16 protein-coding genes and 1 pseudogene are annotated in these 17,848 nt (G+C 45.6%); 15 read left to right on the forward strand and 2 right to left on the reverse strand.

Going from position 1 to position 17,848, the window contains the following annotated elements; translation table 11 throughout:
* The 15 genes from QTN95_RS15395 to QTN95_RS15465 form a co-directional block, all read left to right on the forward strand.
* A partial coding sequence (locus QTN95_RS15395; protein WP_331418075.1) for a transposase occupies positions 1-142 on the forward strand: 142 nt, incomplete at its 5' end.
* 57 nt (positions 143-199) lie between these two features.
* Positions 200-2,188 (forward strand): tRNA(Met) cytidine acetyltransferase TmcA, encoded by a 1,989-nt coding sequence (locus QTN95_RS15400; RefSeq protein WP_331418054.1) that lies wholly within the window; start codon positions 200-202, stop codon positions 2,186-2,188.
* A 355-nt stretch (positions 2,189-2,543) separates the two neighbouring features.
* Positions 2,544-2,840, forward strand: a complete 297-nt coding sequence (locus QTN95_RS15405; protein WP_331418055.1) for an STAS domain-containing protein — start codon at positions 2,544-2,546, stop codon at positions 2,838-2,840.
* Positions 2,833-3,192, forward strand: a complete 360-nt coding sequence (locus QTN95_RS15410) for a response regulator (protein WP_138973058.1) — start codon at positions 2,833-2,835, stop codon at positions 3,190-3,192. The genes QTN95_RS15405 and QTN95_RS15410 overlap by 8 nt, the downstream gene beginning before the upstream one ends.
* Before the next feature lie 43 nt (positions 3,193-3,235).
* A complete protein-coding gene (locus QTN95_RS15415; protein WP_331418056.1) occupies positions 3,236-5,299 on the forward strand; it encodes a chemotaxis protein CheA in 2,064 nt (687 codons plus the stop codon).
* Between the two features lie 105 nt (positions 5,300-5,404).
* Entirely contained in the window at positions 5,405-5,872 is a 468-nt protein-coding gene (locus QTN95_RS15420; RefSeq protein ID WP_443088874.1) for a chemotaxis protein CheW, read from the forward strand.
* Positions 5,869-6,339 carry a chemotaxis protein CheW gene (locus QTN95_RS15425; RefSeq protein WP_331418058.1) on the forward strand — a complete coding sequence of 157 codons (471 nt, stop codon included), beginning with the start codon at positions 5,869-5,871 and terminating at the stop codon, positions 6,337-6,339. The genes QTN95_RS15420 and QTN95_RS15425 overlap by 4 nt, the downstream gene beginning before the upstream one ends.
* Before the next feature lie 70 nt (positions 6,340-6,409).
* Positions 6,410-8,806 carry an aerotaxis transducer Aer2 gene (aer2, locus tag QTN95_RS15430; protein WP_331418059.1) on the forward strand — a complete coding sequence of 799 codons (2,397 nt, stop codon included), beginning with the start codon at positions 6,410-6,412 and terminating at the stop codon, positions 8,804-8,806.
* Entirely contained in the window at positions 8,791-9,648 is an 858-nt protein-coding gene (locus tag QTN95_RS15435; protein WP_331418060.1) for a CheR family methyltransferase, read from the forward strand. Before aer2 ends, QTN95_RS15435 begins: the two co-directional genes overlap by 16 nt.
* Before the next feature lie 9 nt (positions 9,649-9,657).
* Positions 9,658-10,305, forward strand: a complete 648-nt coding sequence (locus QTN95_RS15440) for a chemotaxis protein CheD (RefSeq protein WP_331418061.1) — start codon at positions 9,658-9,660, stop codon at positions 10,303-10,305.
* Positions 10,305-11,345, forward strand: coding sequence for a protein-glutamate methylesterase/protein-glutamine glutaminase (locus QTN95_RS15445; RefSeq protein ID WP_331418062.1), 1,041 nt, complete (start codon positions 10,305-10,307; stop codon positions 11,343-11,345). The genes QTN95_RS15440 and QTN95_RS15445 overlap by 1 nt, the downstream gene beginning before the upstream one ends.
* 25 nt (positions 11,346-11,370) lie before the next feature.
* A complete protein-coding gene (locus tag QTN95_RS15450) occupies positions 11,371-12,534 on the forward strand; it encodes a methyl-accepting chemotaxis protein (RefSeq protein ID WP_443088873.1) in 1,164 nt (387 codons plus the stop codon).
* Positions 12,535-12,572: 38 nt separating this feature from the next.
* Entirely contained in the window at positions 12,573-12,872 is a 300-nt protein-coding gene (locus QTN95_RS15455) for an STAS domain-containing protein (protein WP_138973049.1), read from the forward strand.
* A gap of 17 nt (positions 12,873-12,889) precedes the next feature.
* Positions 12,890-14,593: an ATP-binding SpoIIE family protein phosphatase gene (locus tag QTN95_RS15460; RefSeq protein ID WP_331418064.1), complete on the forward strand. Its 1,704-nt coding sequence runs from the start codon at positions 12,890-12,892 to the stop codon at positions 14,591-14,593.
* A 121-nt stretch (positions 14,594-14,714) separates the two neighbouring features.
* Entirely contained in the window at positions 14,715-16,394 is a 1,680-nt protein-coding gene (locus QTN95_RS15465; RefSeq protein WP_331418065.1) for a DUF342 domain-containing protein, read from the forward strand.
* A gap of 102 nt (positions 16,395-16,496) precedes the next feature.
* Here the strand turns inward: QTN95_RS15465 and QTN95_RS15470 are convergent.
* A pseudogene (locus QTN95_RS15470) lies at positions 16,497-16,883 on the reverse strand (HAMP domain-containing protein); the annotation flags it as partial.
* 178 nt (positions 16,884-17,061) lie between these two features.
* Positions 17,062-17,721, reverse strand: coding sequence for a nitroreductase family protein (locus QTN95_RS15475; protein ID WP_138973044.1), 660 nt, complete (start codon positions 17,719-17,721; stop codon positions 17,062-17,064).
* Positions 17,722-17,848: the final 127 nt, after the last annotated feature.

A 17,848-nucleotide genomic window follows, 5' to 3' on the forward strand; every position in this document is an offset into this window, starting at 1 on the left:
AGCTTCGTATCATCTAAATACATGTACCTTGGAAGGGATCAATAACAAGATTAAGCTAATAAAAAGAATGGGCTATGGATACCGAGATACGGAATACTTCTTTATGAAGATAAAAGCGGCTTTCCCCGGAAAGCCGCGATGAACCTTTTTTTATGTCATAATGTCGGCAGATAAACACGATTGAAACAGTACCTATTGCATGAAAACCATACACGACTACTTTTCTCAGCTTCTCGTTATTGCCACTCAGCGCAATCACCGTTTTGGTGTCGTTGTTCGTGGAGGCGATGAGTGGCAACAGCAATGTCTTGTCGAGGTTGCTAGCCAAGTTGATCCATCGGCTATCTATCAATTGGGTGGCGATGCTTCAGTAGAAGTCAGTCGGTTCGCTAAGTTCAATAAGGGTCAGCAGTTGTTGGGGCAAGAGTGCCAACTACTGATTTGTGATTTTCGTGCTGGCTTTGATGCCAACAGTTTTACCGCCGCAACAGGCTGTGTTCGAGGAGGCGGTCTGATTGTTATCCTCACAGCCAAAGAAGACAGAGAGCGTCTTGACCAAATGTGGTTGGCGAACGCATTGGATGGACTGATTCAGCTCCATCAAGATCAATCGTTGCCCCAACTACCTAGCGCTAAGGTCAGTGATTTCGAGCCTTATCGAGACCAACAACAAGCGATAGAGAAAATTATCAAAGTGGTGGAAGGTCACCGAAAGAGACCATTAGTGATGACCGCTGATCGTGGGCGCGGAAAAAGTAGTGCCCTAGGCATAGCTGCGGCTCAACTGATGCAATCTCGCACTCTACGCATCGTTGTTACCGCGCCAAGTATTGCAACCGTTCAACCTGTTTTTGAGCATGCCAGTCGTTTATTGAATGGCGTCAAGATGGACAACAACCAGCTGTGCTTTCAGCAGTCGATTCTTGAGTTTGTTGCGCCGGATGAGTTATTACGCAACCAAACTGAGCTTGATTGTCTATTGGTTGATGAAGCCTCGGCGATTCCAATTCCTATGCTGCAAAGTATGGTAGAACGATACCATCGAGCCGTCTTTTCAACGACGATTCATGGCTATGAAGGTTGTGGTCGTGGCTTTAGCTTAAAGTTTCAAACTTGGCTTAAACAGCAACGCCCAGGAACGTCCTTTTATCATCTGCAACAGCCTATAAGATGGGCGACTGATGACCCGTTAGAAAAGTGGTTGTTCGATAGTTTTCTTCTCAATAGTGAGTTGATGGATCTTTCCAGTCAAGCTCAAGACCCTATCTTGCAGCGGGTAGACAAGCGTCAACTGATTTCTTCTCCTGAGATTCTTAACAACTGTTTTGCTTTGTTGGTCAACGCTCACTACCAAACTTCACCGAATGACCTGATGTTGTTACTCGCTGACGATGCGATTCACCTTTATACCGCATTCGATGGTGATATCTGCCTTGGATGTATTCTAGCGATTGAAGAGGGTAAGTTGACGAGTGATCTGCTTGAGCAGATTTGTATGGGTAAGCGTCGACCAAAAGGGCATTTGGTTGCGACAACTTTGGCAAACCAGCTTGGCATCACTGAAGCTGCGCAACAATCGAGCTTACGTATCATGCGGATTGCTGTTCATCCTCAAGGTCAAAGAAAAAGGATTGGACAGCAATTGATTCGTCAGTTGATACACAATAGCGACTATGACTTTTACTCCACCAGCTTTGGGGCGACGAGTGAATTGGTTCAATTTTGGCATCGCTGCGGTTTTGCGTCAATTCGGCTGGGCAGCCAACGTGATCAAGCGAGTGGAACGCACTCTCTTGTGATGGTGAAAGGGAACGTCGATTGGCTTAATAGTGCGAGGGCGCAGTTTTTTCATTGCTTCGATTATTCATTGAGTACTCTGTTTGCCCAACTTGAGATTGAACTCGTCCGTAGTTTAATCGCAAATAAAGATGCTTCCGTTGATAAACCTAGCTTCAACCCACTGATCGAGCGGTATTGCTTAGGTGGGGCAAGTTACGAAAGCGTCGCTCCCCATCTCTATTCTTGGTGGCAAGATACCCCTTCATTGGCAGGCAAAGTCAGCAACTTTTTCATACGCCTCGTGGTACAACGAAACACTTGGTCATCTTGTATAGCTGAATTTGGTTTTGCTGGCAGGAAGCAGGCAGAGCAAGTTTTTCGTCAGCAGTTAGGCGAGTTACTCACTTAACTCTCTCTACTCGCACTAAATCTACAAAATTTACACTGTAAAAGCGGTTCTGTGTGGAACTATTTACAGTGTAAACCGCGTTGGTGTTTACACTGTAAATCGAAAACGTTTCAGAGTTTTGCATGTCGTTTTTCAAACGGCAGTGAATAAAATTGTGAAAATTTATCCAACTGTGCAAACTTATGTAATTGATTAATTCTTAAAGATAAAAGTTCTTATATCGTCTCTCTGCATCAAACTCTCACCCAAACTATCTAGTTTTACTTGCTTGCGCATTAATTATTCCTTCCTACACTCATCTTAAGCAACATGGTTAATATCGGCTAGGAATAATAATAAAGTGAAGGTTGAAAACATGGACTGTTTATTACCTGCGTCATTGGACATCTCGACAGTGATCGATAGCGCCAATGACTATAAGGCTTGGCTTGCTCAAGATACCAATCAACTTCATATCGATGCTTCACAGGTCAATCGCGTTGATGCTGCGGGGTTACAGGCATTGACCGCGTTATTCTTATCCGCTAAATCCCATAAGATCGATATTCGACTAGTAAAACCTACTCCATTACTAATCGAGGGTATTAATACATTAGGACTGCACGATCAGTTTGATATCAATAGTGAAGTTGGAGAACCGCAACATGACTAAAATACTAGCTGTGGATGATTCTGTGTCTATTCGCCAAATGGTCAGTCACACATTACGTGACGCTGGCTATGACGTAGAGACTGCAAACGATGGGCGAGACGCTCTAAGCAAAGTGACTTCAGCGAAATTCGATGTGGTCATTTCGGATGTCAATATGCCAAATATGGGTGGATTTGAGCTGGTTAAAGCGTTACGCGAAAAACCGCAATACAAGTTTATTCCAATTTTAATGCTGACCACGGAAACCAGTGCCGACAAGAAACAAGAAGGTAAGTCGGCTGGAGCGACAGGTTGGTTAGTAAAACCGTTTAATCCAGACACACTCCTAAAAACATTAAAACGTGTGATTTAAACGACGCTTCTCTCACATAGCAACGTCAATTGGTGAGGTTATTATGGCTTTAGACATGGAACAGTTACGCAAGATGTTTTACGAGGAATGTCGTGAAAATCTTGAAGTGCTTGAAGATGTGTTGCTCAATTTGGATCCTACCCATGTAGAAGATGAGTCAATCAATACGATTTTTCGTGCTGCTCACTCAATCAAAGGGGGAGCAGGAACGTTTAATCTGCTCGACATCAGCGAGTTTACGCATAGCGTTGAAGCTTACCTCGATCTCGTTCGCAATCATCAACGTAGTCTCAGTGCCGAAACGATCGACCTGTTACTGAAGAGCGGTGATTGTATCCACAGTATGCTTGAAGGTCATGAACAGGGGAGTGAAGTGAATGACGCTCTCAAGCAAGAAGTAAGTCTCAAGTTAGTTGCCTTATTGGATGAGAACTCAATAGAGCCTCAGTCATCAAATGCTGGGCTAGCCGAAACGCAAAGCTCACCTTCCAACCAAAGCAACCAGCCTTGGCAAATCGTGTTCACCCCACATCAGGAGATGTTCTTTAGTGGTAACGATCCACTAAGGATTCTTCGTGAGCTGACTGAACTGGATGCGTCTTGTGTGATAGAAGTCGACACATCAAAACTTCCTGAGATTGAAGCCTTGGAGTCTGAACTTTGCTATCTCTCTTGGCATGCCACTATCAGCGGATTGGTTGAAGAGGATTTAATCCGAGAGATTTTCGAGTGGGTTGAAGATGAGTGTGACTTAACCGTTGAACGCATTGGTAGCAATGAATCGAGTGATGCTAGTGAAGCGTTGTCTGACCTTGTCCAAACAGCACCTCAAGTTGAGGCCGTCGAAAAGAAAACAGAAACTGAAGCGAAATCGACAAAGGCGGCAAAATCAGATTCCAGCGTGAGTTCTATCCGTGTCGACATAGACAAAGTAGACAGCCTGATTAACTTAGTTGGCGAATTGGTGATTACCCAGTCCATGCTCACTGAAATTGGCAATGACTTTACGATTGAGAAATTAGAGAAGCTCAAAACAGGCCTAGATCAACTGCTGCAAAATAGCAAAGACTTGCAAGAAAACGTACTCAATATTCGTATGTTACCGATGAGTTTTGCATTCAGCCGTTTCCCGCGTTTGGTGCGGGATCTATCGAGTCGTCTTGAGAAACAGGTGGATCTACAAATAAAAGGTGAGCAAACCGAACTCGATAAAACCGTCCTCGAGCGCATTGTCGATCCATTAGTCCACCTTGTTCGAAATGGTATTGATCATGGAATCGAACAACCATCGACGCGACTTGCAAGCGGAAAGCCGGAGGTCGGTGTCATTGAGTTGAATGCTTACCATCAGGGTGGCTCAATAGTGATTGAGATTAGAGATGATGGTGCAGGGCTGAACTGTGACAAGTTATGGGATAAAGCATTAGAAAAAGGTGTTTTGGCTGCGGATTCTCGCCGCGACGAATATTCCGATAAACAGCTAATGAATCTGATTTTTGCGCCGGGTTTTTCAACCGCAGAACAAGTTTCCGATATTTCTGGACGAGGAGTCGGAATGGATGTTGTTCGCCGCAACATTGAGGAGCTCGGCGGACATATCGAGGTTGAATCTAAGCTGGGTGAAGGAAGTTGTTTCACGATTAGTTTACCTCTCACATTAGCCATTCTTGATGGCCAGTTAGTCAAAGTGGCGGGAGAGGTGTATGTCATACCTTTGCTGACGATTGTCGAATCAATTCAAATCGATCCTGCCTGTATCAAGATTGCTTCTGGGGGCATTGAACTTTATCGATTACGCGAAGAAAACATTCCTATTTTACGTCTCCAAGATGAGTTGGAGATGGGGGAGAGTGGAGCACTAGAACAACGCATTCTTTGCTTTGTAGAGGCCGCTGGAAATCGAGTGGGTTTGTTGCTTGATGAATTGCATGACCAACAGCAAGTGGTGATCAAGAGCCTTGAATCAAACTACAGCAAGGTAGCTGGTATCTCAGGTGCAACGATTTTAGGAGATGGCTCGGTCTCTTTGATTCTCGATATCCAAGGGTTAATCACGAACTTCCTCAATCGTTCTTCCGAAGTCACTCACAACGGTATTGCGGCGTAAGGAGACGATATGGATGCAGTAATCACAGACATGGACAGTTCCGTTGGAATGAATGATGTCGCGAAAAAAAATATTGCTGAACAAGCGGAAGCGCTACTCGACAGCATGGGTGATGAAGTAAGTGAAAGCGCGGATTTTTTGAGTTTCGAACTGGCGCATGAACTGTATGGCGTTGAAATCAAAGATGTTGAAGAGATCCGTGTTTGGGAAAGACCAACGCCTATCCCCAGAGCTCCCAAGTTTGTTCTTGGTGTGATCAACCTACGTGGAATGATTGTTCCTGTTATCGATTTACGCTCTCGCTTCTCGGTTGGCAAATGTGAATATCTACCAACCACAGTCGTGATTGTACTTCGTTACAGTGACAGTGAAAGAGATCGTTTGATGGGGTTGGTGGTTGATGCCGTGAGCGATGTCGTCAGTCGCGGACACAATGAACTCTATCCGGCAGTCGGTGAGTCAATGGTCACGCCCTACCTACAAGGTTTAATCAATGTTGGCGATCAGGTGATGTCACTGCTCCACACGGAAGAGTTACTCAATATTGAACGCATTCTGAGGGCCGAATCATGATCGCGACGCAAGAGTTTCTTAGTTTTGTACTTGAAGGTGAAGAGTACGGCGTACCGATTTTGGATGTGCGAGAAGTTCGCGGTTGGAACCCCGTCAGAGAGGTGCCAAATTCCCCGGCGTACATGAAAGGTGTGCTTGAGATCCGAGGAGAGTATGTGCCGATTGTTGATTTACGAATGCGCTTTGGTTTAACGCCCGCAACAATAGGTGTCACAACGGTTGTGATTGTGCTGAATGATACCCAAAAACACCCACTTGGCATTATTGTCGACGGTGTTTCAGAAGTGTACCCGTTGACTGAAGAACAGATAAAACCATCACCACACGTATCTTCGGATGTTGATCATAGCTATGTCCGTGGCATCGCCTCGGTGAGCAATGGTCATTTAGTACTTATTAATTTAGACGCTTTGTTCGATGCGGCAGAGCTAGCAGTACCCAACCAAGCGGAAGAGAGTTGGGCTTAATGCCAATCTGAATGCGGTTTATTCGTTTTGGTAATACACGTCAGAAGAAGCAACCAGTGAGAGGTAACTCATGGCATTTTGGAATAAACAACTAGGGCCTGCGGCTCAATTCGTAGCACCAACGCAGGACACGCTAACCGACGAGTTCCTGCCTGAAGAAGAGCAAGGAATATCGAAGGAGCAACTACTCTCGGCACTCAACACAGCTCAAACCGCTCTGATGATGATTGACCGTGATTTCAATATCACATATCTCAATCAGAAGTCCGTTGATCTGCTCAAGATGCATGAGGCTCTGTTTCAATCGATTTGGCCAAACTTTAAAGCAACCGAAGAGTTCTTACTGGGCTATTGCATAGACTTGTTTCACACCAATCCGAGTCATCAACGACAGATGCTATCCAATCCATCTAACTTACCTTACACCACGACCATCACGGTCAAAGACGTTAAGATTGAACTGAATGTAGGGGCGATTATAGATGCAACCGGTACGTATGTAGGTAACACGTTAGAATGGTCTGACGTAACGGAAGCGCTTAAGCAGAAGAATGATATTGCCCGCTTACAAGCCGCGGTGAATCAGGCACAAACCGCGATGGTCATGATAGACAGAGACCTGTTAATCACTTACGCCAACCAAGAAACCATTAATCTGTTTAGCAAGCATGAAGCAACCATGCGTTCAGTATGGGCAGGATTTACGGCCAGTGAAGAGTGGTTAGTGGGGCGTTGTATTGACGAGTTCCATCGCAATCCGGCTCACCAAAGACAACTGCTGGCTGATCCGAATAACTTGCCGTACAGCACTGACATTAGCATCAAAGATCTAAAGATTGAGTTAAATGTTGCTGCGATTAATGACGCTCAGGGCAACTATATTGGTAATACGCTTGAGTGGCGTGATGTGACTGAAGAGCGAGCAAAAGAAGAAGAGATTGGTCGATTGGCCTCTGCGGTTGCTGGCATGACAACCAATATTATGATGGCTAACAAAGAGGGCATCATTACCTATCTCAATCCTGCATTACACAATTTGCTCCGCAGCCGAGAAAGTGATCTTCAGAAAGTTCTACCAGGATTTGATGCCAGTAATCTGGTTGGAAAAAACATCGACATCTTCCATAAGAATCCAGGCCACCAGCGCAACATCATTACCAATCCTGATCGCCTCCCTTTCTCCTCCAATATTGCGGTCGGCGGATTGGAATTTAACCTCACCTGTATTGCGATGCGAGATGGGCAGGGCAACTACATAGGGCCAGCTTTGCAATGGGTTGATATTACCGAACAGCAAGATGGTCAGCGTCAGGTCGAATCCTTGATTCAAAAAGCCATCGCAGGTGACTTGAGTGAACGTATTGATACCAGCGTTTATAACGGCTTTATGAAAGAGTTGGGTGATGGCATCAATAACTTACTCGATACCATGGTTGTTCCGTTGGGTCAGTGTATTGATGTCATGAGTCAGGTGGCCGAAGGTAATCTCAACACCACTATGCCCGAAGATAACACGGGTGAGTTTGCTCGTCTGTCCAATGCCGTGAACACCTCCATTCTTAACCTACGCAATATGGTTGACAAAATTACTCAGTCATCGGCTCGCGTTGCGACTGCCTCTACGGAGATTGCAGAAGGCAACAATGACTTGAGTCAGCGCGTCGAAGCTCAAGCCTCTAACTTAGAAGAGACAGCGGCGAGTATGGAGCAAATGACCGCAACAGTGCGCCAAAATGCGGATAACGCCAAAGGAGCCAACGAGCTATCGGATGATGCGGCTAAAAAAGCCAGCAAAGGCGGTGAAGTGGTTGGTCAGGCGGTGTCTGCAATGGCCGAGATTAATACCGCGAGTAAGAAAATTGCCGACATCATTGGCGTGATAGATGAGATTGCTTTCCAAACGAACTTATTGGCACTCAATGCCGCCGTAGAAGCCGCTCGTGCTGGTGAACAGGGTCGTGGTTTTGCTGTTGTTGCTGGTGAAGTTCGCAATCTCGCACAGCGCAGTGCTGCGGCGGCGAAAGAGATCAAAGGCCTAATCAAAGACAGTGTTGAAAAAGTCGACGAAGGTTCACGTCTGGTTGATGAATCGGGAGAAACGCTCAATGAGATTGTAGAAGCCGTGGAGAAGGTGACAGAGCTGATTGCACAGATTGCCTCTTCAAGTCAGGAGCAGTCTACGGGTATTGATGAAATCAATCGAGCGATAGCGACAATGGATGAGATGACACAGCAGAATGCGTCATTGGTTGAAGAAACCTCCGCGGCGAGTCAATCACTCAAAGACGAAGGCAAGCAACTGCTGCATCTGATGAACTTTTTTGCGACGGACAACAATGTGACCACCTTTGAATCTAAGTCGTTGGACAAAGTGAGAGACAACAATGTTCGCGAAATTAGAACACCAAAGGTTGCCAATTCTAGCTTCAAGCTTGAAGAGGATGGGGACGAATGGGAAGAGTTCTAGTTCAGGCTGAAAACTCGGTGGCTGATAAGCGTGAGTTTGAACTGACGGATAAAGACTTCAAGTTTATTCAGTGGTTCATGCATAAAAACGTCGGCATCTTCTTTTCAGATCGAAAAAGAACCATGGTTTATGGCCGGATTAGTCGCCAGCTACGGCGACTAGGCCTACGTCGTTTTCGCGATTACCGGCCCATGATTGAGCAGGACCCGTCGGAGCAAGCCAACTTTATTAATTGCCTGACAACCAATAAAACTCAGTTCTTTCGCGAGTATCACCACTTTGAGTTTCTTGAAAAGGTACTCATCAAAGAGTGGCGAGAACAAGGACTGAGTAAACTCAGAATTTGGTCCGCTGGTTGTTCAACCGGAGAGGAGCCGTACAGCTTTGTGGCTTCTCTCCATTGGGCACAGGCGTTCGACCAGTTTGAAGATATCAGACTGACTGCGACGGATTTGGATACCAAAGTATTACAACATGCGCAGCGTGGAATCTATAGCGATGACGCGATTAAAACGATACCGAGTAAGTATCTTAAACCGAGTTTTGTCCGTGGTACTGGGGCACAGCAGGGCAACATTAAGTGTCGCATTGGATTGCAAAAATACATTCAGTTTCGTCAGTTGAACTTACTGGAGAATTGGGATTTTTCAGAGCCCTTTGATCTGATCTCATGTCGGAATGTGATGATCTATTTCGACAGACAGACCCAAGCAAAATTGATCAAACGTTTTTATCAACAACTCAAACCAAATGGTGTGCTCTTTATTGGTCATTCAGAGAGTGTCCCAGCGAACCTTGATCTGTTTCACCATATTGGGCACACCATTTACGTAAAAAAATAGGCAATAACAATGATCGGTTCGAGGCTAGTAACACCAAAATATGAAAACAGTCACTTCAACCGCTTTTACCATCCAACCCAAGAAAAGCACATAGTGAAGCTGTTACCTGGAGGGATATATAGCACAAAAGCGGAAGACGAGTTGATTGCGACAGGGCTAGGGTCGTGTGTCGCGGCTTGTATGTGGGATGCCAATGAAGGGATTGGTGGAATGAATCACTTTTTGTTGCCATTTGACAGCAAGTCTCAGCTCAAATCATGGAATCCAGAGGAGGTCGCCTCTACTGCTTCTCGTTATGGGAGCTATGCGATGGAAATGTTACTTAATGCCATGCTCGCTAGAGGCGCTAAGCGCTCTTCCTTGCAGGTGAAGGTCTTTGGAGGGGCGCAAATGTTAGGGCGCAACTCGATGATAGGGGAGAAGAACGTCGCATTTATTCTTAATTACATTCAACAAGAAGGAATGAATGTGACAGCACAAGATCTAGGAGGTCTTGAACCTCGGAAAGTCATTTTTGACCCGATAAGTGGTAGGGCGTGGTTAAAGAGAATTCCGTTTACAGAAGTACACCTCCTACAGCACCAAGAAGAAAAATATGCCAGTCAGTTGGATAGGGAAAGTCATCGCCCACATGACGATGACGTGGAGCTGTTTTAATGAGAAAAATTAAAGTACTTATTGTTGATGATTCGCCAGTATTCAGGGCTTTGCTACAACAACTGATCAACTCAGATCCTGATTTAGAAGTGGTTGCCATGGCAGAAGACCCCTTTCAAGCACGAGAGTTGATCAAGCAACATAATCCCGATGTGCTGACACTCGACATCGAAATGCCAAAAATGAATGGTGTCCAGTTCTTAAAAAACTTGATGCGTCTAAGACCGATGCCTGTGGTGATGATTTCCACTCTCACTCAACATGGGGCAGGGCCGACACTGGCGGCATTAGAGCTTGGCGCGGTAGATTATTTCCCTAAACCAGCGGTAGAAAGTACGGCTGATATGGTGAACTATAAAGCGTTGGTTAACGAAAAAATCAAGATGGCGGCGGGAGCGAATGTTGCAACGTCGTCAGCTCACAATTCGGCCGTTAAGCTCGCGGCTCCTAAGCATAATCACAAAGTAGAAGTGATTGCTATCGGCGCATCAACCGGTGGAACTGAAGCGGTAAAACAAGTGCTATCTACTTTGCCGTCTGGGTTACCCCCGATCATCATTACCCAACATATCAGTGCTATGTTCTCCTCTTCTTTTGCTGAACGTCTCAATGAACATAGTGATATCGAGGTTAAGGAGCTCACCGCGAATCGAGCCCCATTGACCAATGGCTGCGCCTATCTTGCTCCGGGTGACAAACATATCGTTGTTGTTCGACGTGGTACTCACCTCTACTGTCAGCTCGATGATCGTCCCGCCGTCAACCGACACAAGCCTTCCGTTGATGTCATGTTTGATGCGGTGGCAGAAACGGTAGGCAAAAAAGCCATAGGTGTGATCTTGACGGGGATGGGACAAGATGGAGCCAGAGGCATGCTTCGGATGAAAGAGCAGGGGGCGAAAACCATCGCTCAGGACCAAGCCTCTTCCGTCGTTTGGGGAATGCCTCGTGTCGCGGTAGAAATGGATGCAGCAATGTCAGTGGTTGACCTCAACAGCGTTGCTGAGCAGATATGCCACTACTTATCTAGCGATTCATAGTTTGGGCTTACAACATCAAGGAAGAATGATGAAAACAAAAATAAGCAAAATTAAAACCCGCTACTTCATCGCTGTTGGCTTACAAGTCTTGCTCTTGTCGATTGCTGTGAGTATGTCCTCCTCTATCGCCCATGTTGCTTTGATGGTGTTGGCTGCGGCAATCCCGTGGCTGGTCATGCCAAAGCAAATGAATAACAGTGAACCGAGTGCTCAAGCGGTGGCAACGCCAAGCCAAGTGAATACCACACCTAAGGAAGTCTATCCGTTACTCACGGTGCTTTCTCAGCAACTAAAAGAGCCTTTAGATCATCAGAGAAGTGTGGTGGATGAGTCAGTGGAGACTCTCAACGAAAGCTACTTTGAACTACAAAAACTTGCGGAGGGACAAAATCAGATCACCGCTGAATTGGTCGACAATCTGCTTGGCAGCCGTGATAGCGATAGCGACATTAGTCAGGTACTGCCTAAAACTGAGGCAATCATTCGTCAGTTTGTCGATACTCTTGTGGATGTCTCAGAGAAAAGTATCTCGGCGGTACATAGTATTCATGATATGTCGGATAAACTGGACGCCGTGTTCCGCTTGCTGGAGCAAGTGAGAGGCCTGTCTGAGCAGACAAATTTGTTGGCGTTAAACGCAGCAATAGAAGCAGCGCGGGCTGGTGACGCTGGACGCGGATTCGCTGTTGTGGCTCAGGAGGTACGCAACTTATCGGTGAAAGCAGAAGAATTAAATACCCAGATTGAAGCTGAGATCAGTGTGGCTCAAAAAACGGTTAAAGAGGCGAACAAAACCGTTGGTGAAATGGCCTCTATTGATATGACCGAGGCCATTGAGTCGAAGGAAAAAGTCGATGACATGTTGCGAGGCGTACAGCAGGTCAATATATCTGTAGAGCAGGAGGTACAGAAAATCCGTTCCAGTGGCGAGTTGTTGCACGTCCAAGTTGATAACGGAATTCGTGCTTTGCAGTTTGCCGATATCATTGTCCAGCAAGGTGATTACGCCAAGCAAACCGTGGGCTATCTACAGCAGTTTGCTGAGCTCTGCCAACAGTGGACAACAAATGGTATCGATTTCAATGATTTCACATTGGCGTTAGTCGAATTACAGGAGCAAGTTGACAATCGTGGTGCTCCAGCGGCTTCTCAAGAAAGCATTGACGAAGGAGAGGTTGAACTGTTCTGAACTCTTGAGTTGTCTAACTATTTCACAAGGAGATAAACATGTCAGTTGAAGCACAGGTAGACGCTGCGGCGAAACATATAACAATACTGATTGAGGGCGCTTTTGGGTTCAATTTGGTGCAGGACTTTAGGCGCTGTTATAACGACCGACAAGAGTTTCGTTTTACGATAGATCTAAGAAAAGTTGATTACATCGATAGTGCTGGATTAGGCATGTTGCTCAATATGCATAATTACTTAGGCCAAGACGATGGCATGATCAAAATAACCAACACCTTGCCACAAGTTAGAAAGATTTTGACCATTTCTCGATTCGACAAGAAGTTTGTCATTGAATGAAAAGCTGAGGAGGTCGTATGCATGTAATGATTGTTGATGATCATGCTACGAACAGAGAGCTATGCCGCTTTATGCTTAGCGATCTCTCTGACGTTGTAAGCACATTTGAAAATGGCGAAGGCGTGGTTCAGGCGATGTTGGAAATGGATGACTTGCCTGATGTCATCTTGCTTGACGTGATGATGCCTGTCAAAGACGGCATCACGACTGCAAGCGAGATTCGGCAGGCTTTTCCTGATGTCCATATACCGATCATTTTCCTCACAGTATTAGACGATCATGCATCTTTTGAACGTTGCCTGAAATATGGCGATGATTTTATTCTCAAGCCAGTCGAACGGAGTGTTTTGCTGGCAAAAGTTCAAGCGCACTATCGCATTGTTAAGATGCATAATGAAGTAATGGAACAGCGCGATGAACTCAGCCAGTTCCATGAACAGGTGCGATATGATTACGCGATCGCTGAGTCCATTTTCTCTAATCTGATGATAGAGATGAGTTCTCAGGTAAAAAGTATCTTTGGCATTAATTACCTCTCAACCCCATCTACCGTATTTAACGGTGACTTAATCGTTGTGGCAAATCGTCCTCATGGGGGTGTTTATGTCATGATCGCTGATGCGACCGGCCATGGCTTACCTGCCGCAATCTCTGCCATACCGGCTACACGTGCATTCTTTTCCATGGCATCAAAGGGGCTTTCTTTAGGAGAGATTGCTCGGGAGATTAATGAAGTTTTAGTCCGTTTCTTACCTATGGGCATGATGTTGGCGGCAAGTATCTTTGAGGTACGTGCTAATGGGTTTGAAGTCTCTTGGTGGGGGGGAGGGCTTCCTGATGGTTACTTGATTGAGCGAGATGGTTCAATAGTCCGTCGACTGACTTCCACTCACATGCCATTGGGGGTTCTACAACCTCATGAGTTTGAATCGGACTTGGTACATTTCAAATTGGAACCAGACCAACAGATCATCTGCTATACCGACGGTGTTATCGAAGCGATGAATGAGGAAGGTGAACAATTTGGTCAGCAGCGTTTAGAGAAGGCATTTTTGTCAAATCGAGCCATTATCCCAACCTTGTATGATTCCGTTCGTCAGTTTGCGAACAAGCCTGTTGGGGATGACTTATCCATTCTTGCCATGCGGTTTCCTATCTCCAACGGCAATGTTCAAGAACCACCGCCAAATAGCACGATGATCAATCAGATTCCCAGCCAATCTAAGCTACGCTTAGATGGAGAAGTATTGCGCAATGTTTCCGTGATGATTGAAGTGCGTAAGTTCGTGGCAGGCATACTGCATGGAGGAGTGCATTTGGACTTGGTATGTTCTGTGCTCTCAGAGCTGTTTGCCAACGCGATTGAGCACGGGCTGTTAAGACTTGATTCTGCGATAAAAGAAGAGCCTGATGGTTTTTTCTTGTTCTATCAACTGCGAGAGGAAAAGCTAAAAGAGTTGGAAGACAGTGCTTGGACAGAACTCAGCATCAATTTTTTACCTAAAGAAGAAAAGTTGATCATGGAACTTGAGCATAATGGAGAAGGGTTTGATTATCAGAAAAATTATGGTTCAAGTCAGGAAAAGCAGCCGGTCACCCACGGACGCGGTATTGTTCTTGCTTCGGAATTGTGTGATTCACTAGAGTATTCAAAACAGGGGCGCAGTGTCACCGCAGTATATTCATTAAAAGCGGCTCATCACTTTCCGAGCTCTAGCTAACGTTATTTACAGTGTAAAAGCATCATGTAGTGATATATGCTTGAAATTGTCACTATTTTGATACAGTGATGAGGATTAATTTTATACACTCGGCCCAGAAGGAACTTAAAGGCAGAATGGCATGTGGGATAAGTTTGTTGCTTTTTCTGATGATAACAAACAAGTTATCGCGAAGTTGTTACCCGATATCACGGTTGATAAGAATTTTGACAGTCGCGGTTTGAGTGAAGCGTTGTCAGCAATTGGCGCTGGAGACTTGTTTGTGCTTGAAGACGAAGTCACTCGTTTTATTCGTTGCGCAAAAGAGATGAAAAGCGAAGCCTATGTTGGCATCACGGTTGCTGAGGTACGCAATGCTTGTGTCGAAGTCGTTCTTTCTGAACATGACATGCTTGCTAGTATGGTTGTCACTGGTGCCTATCGTGGGCAACCACTCAGAGGCCCACAAATCGTTCACGCTTTGGCTCAAATGCATGTGACTAAAGGGATCAATAAGCTCGCCTTGAAAAAAGTACTGGTTATGAGTCATCAGTTGAAACCTGGAGAGACGTTCACTCAAGCCGTCGCACAAGGCAAGCAACCTAAACAGGGTGTAGACGCCAAATTTGTTCCTTTGGTCAAAGATCCCACCAAACAAGTTCTCGCGCCTAAAGAATCTTCCGTTGATGGTAAAGTCGATATGCTTAACTTGGGCGAGACGATCAATGTTTCACAAAATGACCCTTTAATGAAACGGGTTCCTGCTACTAAGGGGTTGCCTGGGATGACGGTGCTTGGCAAAGTCATTCCACCTAAGCCGGGTAAAGATGCGGTGTTTAAGGTCGGCAAGGGCACGATGATCTCCCCTGATAATCCCAATCTGTTAATTGCCTCCGTTTCGGGCATGCCGATTCTCAAAGAGCGTGGTGTTGAGGTTGAAGATGCACTATGCCTCCCTACCATTGGTGTGGCGACGGGGCATGTTAAATTCAAGGGCAATGTTGTCGTCCTCGGCAATGTCGAGTCAGATATGGTCGTGAGGGCGACGGGGAATCTCACGGTTGGTGGCTTTATTGAATCAGCCGACATCCAAGTTCAAGGTGATATCGAAGTGGCTAAAGGGATCATCGGCCATAACGTTTCTGAAGGCGAGAAGAAAAGCTGTATCGTAAAATCGGGTGGTTCTATTACCGCCAACTATGCGCAGTTCGCCGAACTACAGGCTGCAAATGACATTCACCTTAGTGTCCACTGTATGGGTAATGAAGTTCGTTGTGGACACAATCTCGTGGTTTGTGACGCCAACGAAAAGCAGGGCACTTTAAGTGGTGGCTCTGCTAAAGTGGGCGGCAAGGTGACGTGCGTAAATCTCGGTGTAGAAGGCGATACCGCTACCTACGTGCATGTTTTTGCTCGCTTTCAAATGTATAAAGAGCGTCAAGCTAAGCTCAAAGAACAATATACTCAAGCCCAAGAAGGGACTATGGGTATTATCCGCAAAGAGCTGGAATTCAAAAAAACGCCCAAGTCAGAGCGTACTCCCGAGCAAGAACAGAAGCTAGAGGCAGACAAGCAGGAAGCCAATGCTCATCTCGAGAAGGTGAAACATGCTCGAGACACTAATGATCAAGAGTTAGAAGTCGCGTTGGTTGAGTGTACCTTAGAGGCTAAGAACAAAGTGTTTACTCACGTAACGGTCCAGTTTGGTGATGAAAAGGTGATCACCAAACGCGTCCGAGGCGCGAGTATTTTTAGTTTCAATCAATATGAAATCAAACGTTCATCGATGTTTGAGGAAGAAGACTTAGAGCAAGACGATTGATTCTTTAGACTTAGACGCTATTAATCATAATCAATGCTGCTATCGCCCCTATGGTTTGCCGATATACTTTAGTTGGACTTAAATGGGATGGCACATGTCTAATTCAATCAAATCGATACTTTCCGTCACCACTTTCTGACCGCTTTCAGCGGCCTGAACCGCCTGTTCAGAAGCTTGTGCCGCTGATGAGGCGCTTTGCGCGACTTAATGAACCGTAGCGGTAAACTCATTGATGGCTGTTGCGATTTGCTCGGTTTGCGCTTGCTGCGTCAGGATATCTTGTTTGGTCTGTACTGCGACGGCTGAGCTCTCTTCGGCAGAGCGTGCTAATTGACTGATGGAATCACGGTTGGTCTGCACAACATGCTGAAAACTGGTCACAATATTGTTGACTGAGTCAGCAATATGAGCAAATTCATCGTTTCCACTCAGAGATAAACGCTGGGTCAGATCCCCTTGGGCAATTCGCCCTGAAGAGGTCTCTAGCTGGGTCGCGCATGTTTTTAGAGTTCAAGATGAAATAGTCATTAGCGTGATGAATGGAAGCAAAAAGGCTTCCTTAAAGGAAGCCTTGTGATTTTGTGTGGTTCACTGAATGTGAGTCATGCGGTTTAGCAATGATATTGGCAACGATCGTGCGTTTCGCCATAGTATCCGCCCCGATGCTTTAAAGTGTTGTGATAACGTCTTCAATAGGCAAACGAGCTTTTGGCAGACCGTGGTTATAGTCTTCACCGTCTTTGTGGTAGCCCATTGCAAGTGCAAAATCACATACGTATCCGTCTAGCTCTTCTTTGAATACATCACCGATTAGCTCGGCATCAACCCCTTCCATTGGTGTCGAAGCAATCCCCAAGCGTGCCAGTGTGTGTAAGGTATTACCTAGGGCAATGTAAGTTTGAGCTTTCGTCCAATTTCCGTTGTAGCCTGCCTCATCGGTATTCAGTTCAGCAAAACCGAATGCGCCATTTAGCATGTCGTTGTATCGCTCTGCTGGTAAATGACCTGATGTCACTTCAGCATCGACAACTTTTTTGTACTGCTCTTTGGTATAACGTGGGTTATGGGCAAACAAAATCGTATGTGATGCTTCTTTTGCGTGTGGTTGATTAAACGCAAACTTATTGGCAAACGTGTCGTGAAATCTTTGTTTTGCTTCATCACTCTCTAGCACGATAAATTTCCATGGTTGCGAGTTAATTGATGAAGCAGATAGGTGGATCGCTTGCTTGATGGTTTCGATATCCTGCGCTGAAATGCGTTTGGTCGCGTCATATTTTTTAGCGGTGTAGCGAGTTTCTAAATCTTTGATAATTGGATGAGTCATATGGGCTCCTAACTTTCTCTATATTGGCGCCAATTGCCGTCAGCGTCTCTTGATGAGGGTAATTTACGTCATGATAACTAACGGAAAAATAGCGATATTTGCCAATCACTATGGAACTTTTTGTCCA

Source organism: Vibrio sp. M260112, assembly GCF_036533775.1.
Taxonomy (GTDB): domain Bacteria; phylum Pseudomonadota; class Gammaproteobacteria; order Enterobacterales; family Vibrionaceae; genus Vibrio.

Excerpts from the sequence above, each read along its gene's own strand:
- aer2 (WP_331418059.1), top strand. The coding sequence starts at position 6,410 with ATGGCATTTTGGAATAAACAACTAGGGCCTGCGGCTCAATTCGTAGCA.
- QTN95_RS15420 (WP_443088874.1), top strand. The coding sequence starts at position 5,405 with ATGGGTGATGAAGTAAGTGAAAGCGCGGATTTTTTGAGTTTCGAACTG.
- QTN95_RS15450 (WP_443088873.1), top strand. The coding sequence starts at position 11,371 with ATGATGAAAACAAAAATAAGCAAAATTAAAACCCGCTACTTCATCGCT.
- QTN95_RS15475 (WP_138973044.1), bottom strand. The coding sequence starts at position 17,721 with ATGACTCATCCAATTATCAAAGATTTAGAAACTCGCTACACCGCTAAA.
- QTN95_RS15405 (WP_331418055.1), top strand. The coding sequence starts at position 2,544 with ATGGACTGTTTATTACCTGCGTCATTGGACATCTCGACAGTGATCGAT.
- QTN95_RS15400 (WP_331418054.1), top strand. The coding sequence starts at position 200 with ATGAAAACCATACACGACTACTTTTCTCAGCTTCTCGTTATTGCCACT.
- QTN95_RS15440 (WP_331418061.1), top strand. The coding sequence starts at position 9,658 with ATGATCGGTTCGAGGCTAGTAACACCAAAATATGAAAACAGTCACTTC.
- QTN95_RS15465 (WP_331418065.1), top strand. The coding sequence starts at position 14,715 with ATGTGGGATAAGTTTGTTGCTTTTTCTGATGATAACAAACAAGTTATC.
- QTN95_RS15460 (WP_331418064.1), top strand. The coding sequence starts at position 12,890 with ATGCATGTAATGATTGTTGATGATCATGCTACGAACAGAGAGCTATGC.
- QTN95_RS15425 (WP_331418058.1), top strand. The coding sequence starts at position 5,869 with ATGATCGCGACGCAAGAGTTTCTTAGTTTTGTACTTGAAGGTGAAGAG.
- QTN95_RS15445 (WP_331418062.1), top strand. The coding sequence starts at position 10,305 with ATGAGAAAAATTAAAGTACTTATTGTTGATGATTCGCCAGTATTCAGG.
- QTN95_RS15410 (WP_138973058.1), top strand. The coding sequence starts at position 2,833 with ATGACTAAAATACTAGCTGTGGATGATTCTGTGTCTATTCGCCAAATG.
- QTN95_RS15435 (WP_331418060.1), top strand. The coding sequence starts at position 8,791 with ATGGGAAGAGTTCTAGTTCAGGCTGAAAACTCGGTGGCTGATAAGCGT.
- QTN95_RS15415 (WP_331418056.1), top strand. The coding sequence starts at position 3,236 with ATGGCTTTAGACATGGAACAGTTACGCAAGATGTTTTACGAGGAATGT.
- QTN95_RS15455 (WP_138973049.1), top strand. The coding sequence starts at position 12,573 with ATGTCAGTTGAAGCACAGGTAGACGCTGCGGCGAAACATATAACAATA.